The sequence below is a fragment of the Janthinobacterium sp. P210006 genome, assembly GCF_036231885.1.
In the GTDB taxonomy this organism is placed as follows: domain Bacteria; phylum Pseudomonadota; class Gammaproteobacteria; order Burkholderiales; family Burkholderiaceae_D; genus Janthinobacterium; species Janthinobacterium violaceinigrum.
On the sequence record NZ_JAZARD010000002.1, the window covers coordinates 156512 to 170239 of the forward strand.

Consider the following 13728-nt stretch of genomic DNA (forward strand, 5'->3'; position numbering starts at 1 on the left):
GATTACGCGGCCTGCCGCCGCTAATCCGACCTACTCCGACTTACCTCCGTGATCCTCGCCAGTACCCCCTCCCCAAACACCGTCTGGAACGGCAAATCCTTGCGCTGCGCATAGCCGATGTAGCAATCGCACTTGAAGCGGGGGCAGGACTTTTCCTGCAGCATGTCCACCAGATCATCCACATACAGATTCCCCAGCCGCTCGGGCACGAAATGGCAGCGCGCCAGTTCGCCGTCGCCATCGACGGACAGCGATCCTTCGCCCGCCAGGCACGGTTTTCCGCGCGAGGGAGACGGGCGGCGGTTCTGCGCGAACCACGGGTCGACGGCGTCGAGCCAGGTCAGGTCTTCCGCTGCGTAGTAGCCGGGACCGCGCCGGTCGTAGGCGTTCAGCCACAGGTAGACGTGGGCGGGCAGGGCTGCGCGCAGGGCGCGGATGGCGTCCAGGTGTTCGTTCATCGCCACGACGCCGACGGAATAGCGCACGCCCATTGCGTCCAGGCGCGCGCAGCGTTCGACAAAGCGGGCCAGTGTCGTCTGGTCCGGATGGTAGGTGCACCACAGGCCGATCTTTTCCAGTCCATCCATGCCATCCAGCCAGCTCAATGGGCCGGACAGATTCGTCTGCAGCGCCACCTGGCGCACGTGCGGCAGTGCGGCCAGCGCCTGCATGGCCGCGCGGTAGTGGCGCCGCACCAGCGCCTCGCCCCAGGGCGTGAACAGCACGCCGATGTCCCGTTCCTGCGCCGCCACCCAGCCGGTAAAACGCGCCACTTCGCGCGCATCGCGGGCCAGCGCGGCGCGGCTGTCGCGCTTCTTGGCAAACGGGCAGTAGCCGCAGGCGTAGTTGCAGCTCGATAGCGTGCCCCGGTACAGCAGGGACAAGGTACCTGGCCGCGTTGTCAGCACGCCTGGCCCTCTTGCGCCATCAGCGCGCGCACCGTTTCGGAGGCCAGCCACGGGCCGATGGTGTCGGCGTAGCTGTAGCCCCGGTCGTTGAGGCGCAGCAGCGGACCATCCTGCTCCACCAGTTCCAGCGCGTGCAGTTCTGCCAGCTGCGGCAGGTCTGCTTCGCAGTGCGTGCCGAAACGGGCCGTGTAGGCGTCGCGGTCCAGGCCCGGTTCCGTCAGCAGCGACTGGATCACGTAGCGGCGGCGCTGTTCCATTTCGTCGAGCACATAGCCATGTTCGGCCTGCGCAAAGCGTTCTTCGTCCAGCGCCAGGTAGTTGTCGATGATGCCGATGGTCTCTGCCCGTGCCACCGCGTATTCGCTCGAGTAATGGAGAGTGGCCGTGTAGGAGCGGGCGCCCGCGCCCAGGCCCACCATGCCGTCGTTCTGGCAGCAGTACGACGGTCCGTTTTGTTCCGGCGCGTGCGGTGCGCGGAACATGCGCATCGACACCTGTTCATAGCCTTGCGCGCGCAAATGGTCGCGCGCGGCCGCGTACAGGGCCAGCCGGCTGTCGCCGTCCTGCGCCAGCATGATGGGATTGAGCGTATCGGCGCCCTGGCGGCGCGCGACCTTGCCGAGACCCGTCTGCTCGCGCACGTACAGCGGATACAGATAGATTTCCTCGGGGCGGAAGGCCAGCGCGCTGTCGATGGACGCCAGCAGGCTGGCCACCGTCTGGCCCGCGATGCCGTAGATCAGGTCCAGGTTCAAGGTGGGAAAACCGGCCGCGCGTATCAGGCCGATGGCGTGATGGACGGTGGCGTTTTGCTGGGGGCGGGCCAGCGCCCGCATTTCGCCGGCCGCAAAGCTCTGGATGCCCAGGCTGACGCGGTCGATGCCGTGCGCGCGGCAGACGGCCAGGCGCTCGGGCGTGATGGTTTCGGGCGACGCCTCGATGCCGGCCGGCGTGGTTTGCAGGTCGATGCCGAGGATGTCGCGCGCGCCGCACAGCAGTGTGTCGAGCTGCGCGGGCGACAGGTAGGTGGGCGTGCCGCCGCCGAGCGCGAAGCGGGCAAAGCGCCGCTCGCCCAGCGCGCCGGCCAGGGCGCGCATCTGCACCAGCACTTGCCGCACATAGCGCTCGACCATGTCGGCACCGGGGCGCGCCATGGCGAACAGGTTGCAAAAGCCGCAGCGCATCTCGCAAAACGGGATGTGGATGTACGCGAACAGGGCGGAGCGGTCCTGTTGCGCCCAGATGGGCGCCAGCGGCGTGGCCTGCCTCAGCGTACGGTAGGCGGCCTTGTGCGGATACGAGTAGGAATACGCCTGGTAGGGCGTGTGGCGCATGCGCTGCGCCAGGGTGCCCGGCTGTTCGGATGGATTCACGGTGCGGCTCCCTTGGAATGCTGGTGTGAAGATTCAATGAAAAAATGCGCGTAGGGCACGTTCCATACGCTGTCGTGCGCCACGCGGTGGCCCTGGTAGCCGTCTTCGCCATACGCGCTGCCGTGGTCCGAGCAGACGATGGCAAACGTGGGCGCGCGCTTGGCGCAGGCGGCAAACAGGGGCGCCAGCGCCCCGTCGACATAGCGCAGGGCCGCCGCATGGCTGTCCAGATTGTCGGCGCGGCAGCCGGGCAGGTAGGCGCGGTTCGGCGTATGCAGGGCGGCCACGTTGATGAACAAAAAAGTGCGCTGCCCGCCGTCCGCCAGGCGGGCTATGGCCAGCGCCACCTGCTTTTGCGTCGAGTGGCGGCTGGCCACGCCCATGCCCGCGCTCCAGTGGCTTTCCTGGAATAGCGACGGCAGCACGGAGCCCAGCGCGGTCTGCTTGTTGAAAAAGCCCACGCCGCCGATGCAGATGGTGCGGTAGCCGCGTGCGGCCAGCGCGGCGGGAAGGTCCGTTTCCTCGAACGCGAACGTGCTTGGCGACGTCGTTTCGCTGCCCGCGAAGGCGGAAGCGAACAGGCGCGGATGGCGGCCCGGCGCGGCCGGCGTGGGCAGGAATCCCGCAAAGAAGGCCTGGTGCGCCGCATAGGTAAACGTGGCGGGCGAGTGGCGCCGTTCCCAGCCGCCCGGTGGTAAAAAACGCCCCAGCACGGGCAGTTCGCCCGCGGCGTACAGCGCCTGCGCCACGTCGTAGCGCAAAGTGTCGAGCGTGATGAAGACGATGTCGTGGCTGCCCACGACGGCGTGCATATTGGGGTTTTTGGGGATTTCGTCAGGCATGTCGGGTGAAATGGGCCAGTTGCGCCGTATAGGTGTCGTTGCCCTGCCAGAGCAGGCCGGGCAGCAGGTCGCCGAAGGCGTTCGCTTCCAGTACGCGGGCCTGGCCGTGGCGCACCACGAGGTCGTAGCCCGTCACGTGGCTGGCGGGGAAGGCGTGCGCGGCCAGGGCGCTGGCCGCTTCCAGCGCCGCCACGTCGGCTTCGTTCAAGAGGCCGGCCGCGTCGCCGCGCCGGTTGTCGAGGTGCAGATTGGTCATCATCCGGTCGCCGATGCGCGCCACCCGGTGCGCTGGCTGGCCTGCCACGGTGATGACGCGCAGGTCGTAATGGCTGTCGCCGCAGCGCGGCTTGTTCAGCCACGCTTCCGCGTACAGCTGTTGCGCGGCCAGCGCATCGACGAGGGCCGCGATGTCGGCCGCTGCTTCGTAGCGGGCCATGCGCTTGACGTTGAACAACCGTGTCTGACCGTCCGTCCGCGTCATGGTGGCCGAGGTGGTGGCTTGCTGCCGTCCGGCCTTGTTCCTGCGGTAGGCGACGACGCCGGACGCGGACGAGCCATAGCGCGGTTTCAGATACACGCGGTCAAGATCATGCGCATGCAGCAGCGACTGCAGGTGGTCATGGCTCTCGACTGGCCCCAGCAGCGCTGGGATGGGTACGCCGTGCGCGGCCAGGTGGCGCTGGCACGCCAGCTTGTCCGTCATCAGGCTGATTTCGGCCGGTGCATTGACGATGCGCGCCTGCGGCAGGTCGGCCAGTTGCGCGGCCAGGGAGGCCATGGCGGACGCAAAACCGGCAAACCACGCATCCATGGCCAGCAGTTCGCCGTGTTCGGGCACACGCACGGGGGCGCGGCCCTGCAGGCGGCAGCCCGCATCCAGCAACAGCAGGTGGGCGGCGCGATCGTCGCCCGGTGGTTCGATCTTCAACAGGCCGGGCTGGCGCAATGCCTCGTCCAGCAGCGCCGGCTGCGCCAGCCAGTCGCGCCATTCCAGCACCTGCGCGGGCGGCAGGCGCAGGTGCGCGCGCGCCGCCTGCATCAGGCACACGCGCTTGCTGCCGGCGGTGGCCAGCAGGGTGAGGGATGTAGCCAAGGGAGCGACTCCGCTTATTCGCCCACCGCCACGTAGCGGTAGCTTTCGCCGTCGTCTTCGTCCTCTTCCTGCGGGTCGTCCAGCACCACCTCGAAAGGCAGCGCCTTCAGTTTTGCCTGGTTTGCCTCGGAAATGTAGTGGTGCGACAGGTCCAGGCGCTTCAGATTGCCCAGCTGCGTGTGATTGAGCACGGCCACGGCGCCCAGGTCGCCGATGGTGCCCAGCGACAGGTCCAGCGTGTCGAGCTGCGCCACCAGCGGTTCTTCCGCCAGCCACACGGCCAGGTCGTCGGCGATTTCCGCATCGCGCAAGCCCAGGTAGCGCAGGGTCGGCACGGTCAGCTGCGCCAGCACCTTGCGGTACAGGTCCACGTCGCCGGAAAAGCCATAGTCGTCCGTGCCCAGCCACAGTTCCAGGTGTTCCAGCTGCGGCATGCTCGATTGCGCCAGCGCTTCGGCGATCTTTTGATCGAGGCCGCCCGCTTCGATGGTGAAGCGGCGCAGGTGCTGGTGCGCGAAAGGCTCGATGACGAGTTCATTGCCGCCGCGGATGCGCAATTCCTCCAGCAGCGGGAAGGCGTCCAGCAGGGGCTTGTAGCTGCCTTGCACGATCCACGAGATTTCGCACTCCTCGTACGTCATGTCGCCGATGAACAGGGCGCGCAAGTTGGGCAGTTCGGCGGCATGGGCGATCAGCGCGGCCATCACTTCGTCGGCGCCCGATTCGTACGGGTCGCCCCACATGCCGATGATCAGCGCGGCCAGCGCGTTCTTGTCGGCCTTGCCGAGGAAGCTGGCGATCAGTTCGTCCATCTTGCGCGCGTCGTCATACTCGAGCGACAGGCGGTAGACGATGTCGGGTGACGCGTCGAACGGCAGGTCCGGGTCGTACTCGACGACCTTTTTATTGTGGAAGGTGGTGGTGCTGTCGGAAATGGTCATCGCGTGGGCTCCGTTAGAAAACAGTGGGGGCCTGGATGCCGCGCACGGGCGTAGCAAGGATGGGGCGAGCCGGGATGTGCTGCGGCGCTCTGCAAAGACATCCAGGCCTGGAAATCTTGTCTATTGCGAAATCTTAGCATGGGCAAAAGGACTTATTGCGCACGGCTGCACGGCAACGCAGCGACTGGGAATGCCTCACAGACAACAATGTTGTCAAATAAGTTTACATTTTTGATATTTAATTATATCGTGCATTTTTCTTGGAGGGAATAATGAAAATAATCCGGAGAATCGCGCTGTCCTTGTCTTGCGCTTGCGTCAGCACCTTGGCGCTGGCGCAGGGTACGCCGGCATCACGGCCCCAGTTTTCGGTCACAGTGTTCGAGAATGCAGCGCTGGCCAATCTGAGCGTGGGCAGCATCAGCGCCATGGGGCAGATTTACGGCGTGGGCCGGCTCGACGGCGTCGACATGGTGTATGCCACGGCGGGCAGTCAATTGACGGTGGCGCCGAAGGCCGCGGTGAGCAACCTGGTGTTTGCCAGCAATGCGGCCGGCGATAGCCTCGTGCGTTCTGCGGGCAGCAATGGCAATGCGCTGGTGCACATCCTGTCCGGCGGCGTGGCGACTTCGCTCAATATCGCCGGGCAAACGACGTGGTCCGGGAGTATGAATGCTGCAGGGCAAGTTGCCTTCAATGCAGGCTTCGGCAGCTATGCCACTTTCGACTACACGACGAAAGCCTATCTGTACGACCCGCAATTCGGTATCCGGGCCCTGGGCACCTTGGGCGGCAAGGATAGCTGGGTCACGGGCATCAACGATGCTGGCGTCGTCGTCGGCGGCTCCACCATGGCGCCAACCCCGGGCGGTTCGCAAGGCTTCACGTACAAGGATGGCGTGATGACCGACGTGACGGGGTGGGGCGGCTACCAGAGCACGATTTCGGGCATCAACAATGCGGGCCAGATGGTCGGCCACGTCACCCCCGACTGGAACCAGGACCGGACGCGCGGCTTTCTCAAGACGGGCGAGCGGACGGAATTCCTGAAATCGATATCGGAGCCTGTCGGCGTGGACGGCCAGGGGCAGGTGCTGAGCGCAAGTGGCATGTTCTACAGCAACGGGGTTTTCTACAGCCTGGAAAGCCTGGTGCCGGGCGAGACCGGCTGGAGCTACGTTGCCGCCGGCGGCATCAATGAAGCGGGACAGATTTCCGCGCGCCGCTGCAAATCGTTCCTGTGCGAGATCGTTCGGCTCGATCCGCTCAGCCCCGTGCCCGAGCCGCAAACCTATGCCATGCTGCTGGGAGGTCTGGCCCTGCTGGGCCTTGCCCGCTTGCGCCGGCGCCGGCGCCACGGCTGATGTTGCCAATGGCGGGCCGGCGCGCTAGCGGTGGATCACCACCAGCAGCGCCTTGCCCTCCGTCTTGCCCAGATTGCGTATCGTGTGCGGCAAGTCGGCCGGATAGCGCGCCGTGCCGCCATTCTTGACCTTTTTCTTTGCCGCGCCCACTTCCAGCTCCAGGTTGCCGTGGATCACCGTCAGATGTTCGGTGGTGCCCGGATCGTGCGGCTGCGACGCCAGTTCGCCGCCCGGCGCCAGGGTCACTTCATACCATTCGTATTTTCCCGCTAGTTCCATCGGCCCCAGGATGCGCAGCACGTAGCCCGCGTGGTCGCCGGGCAGGGTGGGGGTTTCGTGGGCGTCCGTGACGCGGATGGTTTCCACGGCTTTTTCCGCGCTCGACAGCAATTCGCCGATCTGCACGCCCAGGGCGTTGGCCAGGCGCCACGTGATGGCGATGGTGGGATTGGCTTTTTCGCGCTCGATCTGCGACAGCATGGACTTCGATACGCCCGCGATGCGCGACAAATCCTCGAGTGTCAGGCCGCGCGCCAGGCGCAGCCGTTGCAGGGTGGCACCCACTTCAGGGGGAGAATTGGTCGAAACGCTGGTTTTCATCGGCAGGTGGCTTGCAAAGTTCAATAGGCTTGGGTAATATCCACTATATTGAATTTCAGTTCGAAATAGTGGATTTTGAGGAAAAACACGGAAACGTGTAGACTTCAAACAGCGCTTCACGGTACAGCATTGTGCGCGCACCGGTCAAGCGGCGGCTTTTCCCCTATGGCGGCTGAGACCACACGGACACCACACGCATACATCAGGGACACAGGGAATATCATGAGCGAGCAAGCGAAGAACACCTTTTTCAGCGGTCTGCAACAGAATCTCGATCAACTGCGCGAACAGGGCTTGTACAAGCCCGAGCGCGTGATCGCCTCGCGCCAGGGCGCCGAAGTGGTGTGCGACGATGGACGTACTCTGATCAATATGTGTGCGAACAACTACCTGGGCCTGTCTGGCGACGTGCAGACGCAGGAAGCGTCCATTGCCGCCACGCAAAAATACGGCTACGGCCTGTCGTCCGTGCGCTTCATCTGCGGCACGCAAACCGTGCATAAAGAACTGGAACAGGCCATTTCCAGCTTCCTGGGCACGGAAGACACCATTCTGTACGCGGCCGCATTCGACGCCAACGGCGGCGTGTTCGAGCCCCTGTTCGATGAAAACGACGCCATCATCTCGGACGCGCTGAACCACGCTTCCATCATCGACGGCATCCGCCTGTGCAAGGCTGGCCGCTACCGCTATGCGCACAACGACATGGCCGACCTGGAAGTGCAGCTGCAGGCGGCCGTCGCCGCCGGCAAGCGCCATAAGGTCATCGTCACGGACGGCGTGTTCTCGATGGACGGCACGATTGCGCAACTGGACAAGATCTGCGACCTGGCCGACAAGTACGGCGCGCTGGTGATGATCGACGAATGCCACGCTTCCGGCTTCATGGGCGCGACGGGCCGCGGCACGCACGAACACCACAATGTGATGGGCCGCATCGACATCATCACGGGCACCCTGGGCAAGGCCCTGGGCGGCGCCATGGGCGGCTTTACCTCGGCGCGCAAGGAAGTCATCGACACCCTGCGCCAGAAATCGCGCCCCTACCTGTTCTCGAACACCCTGGCGCCATCGATTGCCGGCGCTTCGCTGTCGGTATTGGAACGCCTGGCCAAGTCGACGGAACTGCGCGACCGCCTGCATGACAACACGGCCTTCTTCCGCAGCGAGATCGAGCGCATCGGTTTTACCATCAAGCCGGGCACCCATCCCGTCGTTCCCGTGATGCTGTTCGACGCTCCCGTGGCGCAGAAATTCGCCGCCCGCCTGTATGAACTGGGCGTGCTGGTGACGGGTTTCTTCTACCCGGTCGTGCCGATGGGCCAGGCCCGTGTGCGCGTGCAGCTGTCGGCCGCGCATACCCGCGAACAGCTGGTCAAGGTGCTGGCCGCCTTCGAGCAGGCTGGCAAGGAACTCGGTTTGCTGACCACCGCTACCACCGCTACCACCACTAATTAACAAGAAATCAGGATACGAAGATGGAACGCATTTTAGTCATAGGCGCAAACGGCCAAATCGGTAGCGAGTTGGTGGGCGCACTGGCGCAGCAGCACGGCGCGGACAACGTCATCGCCAGCGATATCGGCACGAATAATCTGTACCAGGCCAAGCGCTATGCGCAATTGAACGTGCTGGACAAGGACGGCCTGGCGAAGATCATCGCCGACGAAGGCATCACCCAGGTGTACCAGCTGGCGGCCATGCTGTCGGCCACGGGCGAGGCGGCGCCCCTGAAGGCGTGGAGCCTGAACATGGATGGCTTGCTCAATATCCTGGAGCTGGCGCGCGAGCGGGGCGAGGCGGGCAAACCATTGCGCATCTTCTGGCCATCGTCGATTGCCGCCTTCGGCCCGAACACGCCACAAGTCAATACGCCGCAGATGACGGTGATGGACCCGACGTCGATGTACGGCATCAGCAAGCTGGCTGGCGAGCGCCTGTGCGAGTATTACTTCAACAAGTATGGCGTGGACGTGCGTAGCATCCGCTACCCGGGCATCATCAGCTACAAATCGCCTCCGGGCGGCGGCACCACCGATTACGCCATCGCCATCTTCCATGCGGCCTTGCGCGGCGAGCGCTATGACTGCTTCCTCGATGCGAACACCACCTTGCCGATGATTTACATGCCCGACGCGATCCGCGCCACCATCGAACTGATGGACGCGCCGGCGGCGTCGATCAAGATCCGCTCGTCCTACAACGTGGCCGGCGTGTCGTTCAATCCGGAGCAGCTGGCCAAAGCCATCGTGCACATGGTGCCGGACTTCAAGATCAGCTACAAGCCGGACAGCCGCCAGGCCATCGCCGACAGCTGGCCGCAAAGCCTGGACGACAGCAAGGCCAGTGCGGACTGGGGCTGGAAGGCGCAGATCGGCGTCGAGCAGATGGTCACGGACATGCTGGCCAACGTCGATGCGGGGCAGGCGGCCAAGGCGGCCTGAACGCGCATGGTCACCCTATAAGTAACTGAAACACAAATAACTAAAACACAAGCAAAGAGACACTACATGGACATGAGCGTATTTGACCTGTTTAAGATCGGCATCGGGCCGTCGAGTTCCCACACGGTGGGACCGATGGTGGCGGCGCGGCGTTTTCTGGTCGAATACGGTCCCCTGGACCAGGTGGTGGGCGTCGAGGCGGCCCTGTATGGGTCGCTGGCGCTGACGGGCGTGGGTCATGCCACGGACAAGGCCGTCATTCTGGGCTTGATGGGCGAAACGCCGCAGCATGTGGCGCCCGACGCCGTCGACTCCAAGCTGGCCGCCATCGAGGCGGCCGGCGAAATCGCGCTGCTGGGCACGCACGTGGTGCCGTTTACGGCCGCCACGGGCCTGGTCTGGCACAAGAGCGAATCCTTGCCCGAACATCCGAACGGCATGCGCTTTACGCTGAAACTGGCGGACGGCAGCCGCATCGACAAGGTGTATTACTCGATCGGCGGCGGTTTTATCCGCGAAGCGGGCGAGTCGGAAGCGCCCGTGGAATCGGCTGCTGCCGCGCGCGTCGTCTTCCCCTTCGATACGATGGAGCAGCTGCTGGCGCATGGCGTGGAAAGCGGTTTGTCGATCCCGGAAATGCTGCGCGCGAACGAATGCGTCAAGCGCAGCGATGCGGAGCTCAATGAAGGCCTGGACCGCATCTGGCACGTCATGCGCGACTGCATCGCGCACGGCCTGGAAACGACGGGCAACCTGCCGGGCGGCTTGAACGTGAAGCGCCGCGCCGCCAAGTTGTGGCGTCTGGCGCAGGAAGCCAAGGCGTCCGACAACCGCGCCAACGACTTGCCGCACGACGCCGTGCACCTGGTCAGCCTGTACGCGATGGCCGTCAACGAGGAAAACGCGGCCGGCGGGCGCGTGGTGACGGCGCCGACCAATGGCGCCGCCGGCATCATCCCGGCCGTGCTGCGCTACTACGCGCAGGATTGCCGTCCCAGCGACCCCGTGGGCGGCGTGCGCCGCTTCATGCTGACGGCTGCGGCCATCGGCATGCTGTGCAAGCGGAATGCCTCGATCTCGGGTGCGGAAGTGGGTTGCCAGGGCGAAGTGGGCGTGGCCTGCGCCATGGCCGCCGCCGGCCTGGTGGCGGCCCTGGGCGGCACCAATGAACAGATCGAGAATGCAGCCGAAATCGGCATCGAGCACCACCTGGGCATGACCTGCGACCCTATCGGCGGCCTGGTGCAGATCCCCTGCATCGAGCGCAATGGCATGGGCGCCGTGAAAGCCATTACGGCCGCCTCGCTGGCGCTGAAGGGCGACGGCACGCACTTCGTCAGCCTCGACGAAGTCATCGAAACCATGCGCCAGACGGGCGCGGACATGCAGGACAAGTACAAGGAAACGTCCTTGGGCGGCCTGGCCGTGCATGTCATCACCGTCAACCATGCAGCCTGCTAAGTGCCGGGGTCAGACCCGCCGGGACTCGGCGTCCCCGTCTGACCCCAGATTTCCGCTGCGTCTTATGGCAACCTCACTCCTCCTCAAGCAGACGTAGGTCGGCTTAGCCCGCAGGGCGTAAGCCGACATCACCACGGCAGCAAGCCATCACCCTCATTCCTCCTCAAACAGCTGCTCCAGCCTTCTCGGATAGTTATTCAGGAAATCGCGCGTCACGGCGTAGTGTTCCGTGTCTTCATACGCCACTTCGTGGATGCCGCCGCCCGTGAAACTGAGGATTTTCGCGTTCGGGTAGGCCAGCAGGATGGGCGAGTGGGTGGCGATGATCAGCTGCGAGTCGTCCTGCACCAGCTGGTGGATCACCGATAGCGCGGCCATCTGGCGGCTGGGCGACAGGGCCGCCTCGGGCTCGTCCAGCAGATACAGTCCCTTGCCCCGCAGCTTGTTGATCAGGGTCGCCATGAACGCTTCGCCGTGCGATTGCGCGTGCAGCGACTTGCCGCCGTAGCTGCCCAGGTACTCGGGCATGTCGTCCATGTAGGTGGCGACGTTGAAAAAGCTTTCTGCGCGCAGGAAATAGCTGTCGTCCGGTTTCTTGTAGCTCTTGCTCAGACGCAAGTGCGCGTGCAAGCCCGATTCCTCGTCCGATGGCAGGGCGATGCGCACACTGCGCGTGCCGCCATCCTTGCCGAAGCCCAGCGCCACGGCCAGTGCTTCGAGCATGGTCGACTTGCCGCTGCCGTTCTCGCCCACGAAAAACGTCACGTCGCGGTGGAAGTCGATGTGCACGAAGTCGCGGATGGCAGGGATGGTGAACGGATAGTGCTCCAGGTCGACGACGGCGTCCGGGCGCAGCGCGGCGCTTTGCAGGTACGGTTTTTTACTGATCGGCATGGCCGCTTCTCGACTCCATGTTTCGCTACTCCAGTGATGGCCCCGGTCGGGGCGACAGGGGCAGTGTGGCGCAAATCTGCGGCGCGCGCCAGCGTGCACGCCAGCCATGGCCATATGGCTTGATCTCAAGACATTATGGCCGCTTTGATAACAGCGCGGCTCTCCAATTGTCACATCTGAATTGTTGCATCCGGATACGGCGTGCGTCACGCGATTCGCCTTGGACGGCGGCTGGCACTATAATATCCGCTGCCATTCATGATCAACCGCTCTCAGCTCAACTGGACTCTTCAAATCTATGCATTACGTGTCTACCCGCGCTGATAAAGCGCCATTGCAGTCGCAACCGTCATCTTTGCAGCAATTTTCCGACATCCTCCTGGGCGGCCTGGCCCCCGATGGCGGACTGTATCTCCCAGAACACTACCCGCAAGTCACTGGTGCCGAGCTCAATGCCTGGCGCACATTGTCGTATGCCGACCTGGCCTACGAAATCCTGAAGAAGTTCGCCACCGATATCCCGGCCGCGGACCTGAAGGCGCTGACGGCGAAAACCTATACCAAGGCAGTCTACAAGAACGCCCGCGCCGGCGAAAACGCGGCCGACATCACGCCGCTGCGCGTGCTGGAAGAAAACGTCGTCAAGGGCGGATCGACCACCCTGATCCTGCAGGCGCTGTCGAACGGCCCGACCCTGGCCTTCAAGGACATGGCCATGCAGCTGCTGGGGAACCTGTTCGAATACACCCTGGCCAAGCACGACGCCGAACTCAATATCTTCGGCGCCACCTCGGGCGACACGGGCAGCGCGGCCGAATACGCGATGCGCGGCAAGAAGGGCATCCGCGTCTTCATGTTGTCGCCGCACAAGAAAATGAGCGCCTTCCAGACGGCGCAGATGTTCAGCCTGCAAGACCCGAACATCTGCAACATCGCCGTCGAAGGCGTGTTCGACGATTGCCAGGACATGGTGAAAGCCGTGTCGAACGACTTGCCGTTCAAGGCGCAGCAAAAGATCGGCACCGTCAACTCCATCAACTGGGCGCGCGTCGTGGCGCAGGTCGTGTACTACTTCCGCGGCTACCTGACAGCCACCACCAGCAACGAACAGAAAGTGTCGTTCACGGTGCCGTCGGGCAACTTCGGCAATATCTGCGCCGGCCATATCGCCCGCATGATGGGCTTGCCCATCTCGAAACTGGTGGCGGCGACGAATGAAAATGACGTACTCGACGAATTCTTCCGCACGGGCGTCTACCGCGTGCGCAAGTCCGCCGAGACGTACCACACGAGCAGCCCGTCGATGGATATCTCGAAAGCGTCGAACTTCGAGCGCTTCGTCTACGACCTGGTGGGCCGCGACAGCGAGCGCGTGCGCGCGCTGTTCACGAAAGTGGAAACGCACGGCGGCTTTGACCTGTCCGGCAAGCCGGGCAGCGATGGCGACGAGTTCAAGCTGGTGGCCAAGTACGGCTTCAAGTCGGGCAAGTCCACGCACCAGGACCGCCTCGACACCATCCGCGGCGTGGCCGACGACTACGGCATCACCATCGACACGCACACGGCCGACGGCATCAAGGTGGCGCGCGAGCACCTGGAGCCCAACGTGCCGATGATCGTGCTGGAAACGGCGCTGGCGGCCAAGTTCAACGAAACCATCCTCGAAGCGCTGGGCGTGGACGCGGAACGGCCAGCCGGCTTCGAGAACATCGAAGACTTGCCGCAGAAGTTTGTCGTGATGGGCACGGACGTGGAAAAAATGAAGGCGTACATCGCCGCCAATACGGGCTTGTGATGAGCGGGCCCGT

12 protein-coding genes are annotated in these 13728 nt (G+C 64.1%); 5 read left to right on the forward strand and 7 right to left on the reverse strand.

Annotated elements, in window-relative coordinates; all coding sequences use genetic code 11:
- Positions 1 to 20: 20 nt before the first annotated feature.
- The 5 genes from VPH41_RS09150 to VPH41_RS09170 are packed head-to-tail and all read right to left on the reverse strand — an operon-like array spanning position 21 to position 5157.
- Positions 21 to 908, reverse strand: coding sequence for an STM4011 family radical SAM protein (locus VPH41_RS09150; protein ID WP_328569730.1), 888 nt, complete (start codon positions 906 to 908; stop codon positions 21 to 23).
- On the reverse strand, positions 902 to 2281 hold the full coding sequence (locus VPH41_RS09155; protein ID WP_328569731.1) for an STM4012 family radical SAM protein: 1380 nt from the start codon (positions 2279 to 2281) through the stop codon (positions 902 to 904). The genes VPH41_RS09150 and VPH41_RS09155 overlap by 7 nt, the downstream gene beginning before the upstream one ends.
- Positions 2278 to 3093: an STM4013/SEN3800 family hydrolase gene (locus VPH41_RS09160; RefSeq protein ID WP_328569732.1), complete on the reverse strand. Its 816-nt coding sequence runs from the start codon at positions 3091 to 3093 to the stop codon at positions 2278 to 2280. The genes VPH41_RS09155 and VPH41_RS09160 overlap by 4 nt, the downstream gene beginning before the upstream one ends.
- 22 nt (positions 3094 to 3115) lie before the next feature.
- A complete protein-coding gene (locus tag VPH41_RS09165; protein ID WP_328569733.1) occupies positions 3116 to 4216 on the reverse strand; it encodes an STM4014 family protein in 1101 nt (366 codons plus the stop codon).
- Between the two features lie 14 nt (positions 4217 to 4230).
- Positions 4231 to 5157: an STM4015 family protein gene (locus VPH41_RS09170; protein ID WP_328569734.1), complete on the reverse strand. Its 927-nt coding sequence runs from the start codon at positions 5155 to 5157 to the stop codon at positions 4231 to 4233.
- A 272-nt stretch (positions 5158 to 5429) separates the two neighbouring features.
- Here VPH41_RS09170 and VPH41_RS09175 point away from each other — a divergent pair, with 272 nt between their 5' ends.
- Complete coding sequence (locus VPH41_RS09175; protein WP_328569735.1) at positions 5430 to 6521, forward strand: PEP-CTERM sorting domain-containing protein; 1092 nt, start codon at positions 5430 to 5432, stop codon at positions 6519 to 6521.
- A gap of 24 nt (positions 6522 to 6545) precedes the next feature.
- Here the strand turns inward: VPH41_RS09175 and VPH41_RS09180 are convergent, their stop codons facing one another.
- Positions 6546 to 7121: a helix-turn-helix domain-containing protein gene (locus VPH41_RS09180; RefSeq protein ID WP_152282974.1), complete on the reverse strand. Its 576-nt coding sequence runs from the start codon at positions 7119 to 7121 to the stop codon at positions 6546 to 6548.
- A 222-nt stretch (positions 7122 to 7343) separates the two neighbouring features.
- Here VPH41_RS09180 and kbl point away from each other — a divergent pair, with 222 nt between their 5' ends.
- From kbl to VPH41_RS09195, 3 genes are all read left to right on the forward strand, one after another.
- Complete coding sequence (kbl, locus tag VPH41_RS09185; RefSeq protein WP_328569736.1) at positions 7344 to 8579, forward strand: glycine C-acetyltransferase; 1236 nt, start codon at positions 7344 to 7346, stop codon at positions 8577 to 8579.
- A gap of 20 nt (positions 8580 to 8599) precedes the next feature.
- A complete protein-coding gene (locus tag VPH41_RS09190) occupies positions 8600 to 9565 on the forward strand; it encodes an NAD-dependent epimerase/dehydratase family protein (RefSeq protein ID WP_152257758.1) in 966 nt (321 codons plus the stop codon).
- 66 nt (positions 9566 to 9631) lie between these two features.
- Positions 9632 to 11026 carry an L-serine ammonia-lyase gene (locus VPH41_RS09195; RefSeq protein ID WP_328569737.1) on the forward strand — a complete coding sequence of 465 codons (1395 nt, stop codon included), beginning with the start codon at positions 9632 to 9634 and terminating at the stop codon, positions 11024 to 11026.
- Between the two features lie 153 nt (positions 11027 to 11179).
- Here VPH41_RS09195 and VPH41_RS09200 read toward each other — a convergent pair whose 3' ends face one another.
- Positions 11180 to 11920 carry an AAA family ATPase gene (locus VPH41_RS09200; protein WP_328569738.1) on the reverse strand — a complete coding sequence of 247 codons (741 nt, stop codon included), beginning with the start codon at positions 11918 to 11920 and terminating at the stop codon, positions 11180 to 11182.
- Positions 11921 to 12218: 298 nt separating this feature from the next.
- Between VPH41_RS09200 and thrC the strand changes: the two genes are divergently transcribed.
- A complete protein-coding gene (gene thrC / locus VPH41_RS09205; protein ID WP_328569739.1) occupies positions 12219 to 13715 on the forward strand; it encodes a threonine synthase in 1497 nt (498 codons plus the stop codon).
- Positions 13716 to 13728: the final 13 nt, after the last annotated feature.

Bases quoted from the DNA above. Each gene is read 5' to 3' on its own strand.
- VPH41_RS09160 (WP_328569732.1), bottom strand. From the start codon at position 3,093: ATGCACGCCGTCGTGGGCAGCCACGACATCGTCTTCATCACGCTCGAC.
- VPH41_RS09170 (WP_328569734.1), bottom strand. From the start codon at position 5,157: ATGACCATTTCCGACAGCACCACCACCTTCCACAATAAAAAGGTCGTC.
- VPH41_RS09175 (WP_328569735.1), top strand. From the start codon at position 5,430: ATGAAAATAATCCGGAGAATCGCGCTGTCCTTGTCTTGCGCTTGCGTC.
- VPH41_RS09180 (WP_152282974.1), bottom strand. From the start codon at position 7,121: ATGAAAACCAGCGTTTCGACCAATTCTCCCCCTGAAGTGGGTGCCACC.
- kbl (WP_328569736.1), top strand. From the start codon at position 7,344: ATGAGCGAGCAAGCGAAGAACACCTTTTTCAGCGGTCTGCAACAGAAT.
- VPH41_RS09190 (WP_152257758.1), top strand. From the start codon at position 8,600: ATGGAACGCATTTTAGTCATAGGCGCAAACGGCCAAATCGGTAGCGAG.
- VPH41_RS09195 (WP_328569737.1), top strand. From the start codon at position 9,632: ATGGACATGAGCGTATTTGACCTGTTTAAGATCGGCATCGGGCCGTCG.
- VPH41_RS09200 (WP_328569738.1), bottom strand. From the start codon at position 11,920: ATGCCGATCAGTAAAAAACCGTACCTGCAAAGCGCCGCGCTGCGCCCG.
- thrC (WP_328569739.1), top strand. From the start codon at position 12,219: ATGCATTACGTGTCTACCCGCGCTGATAAAGCGCCATTGCAGTCGCAA.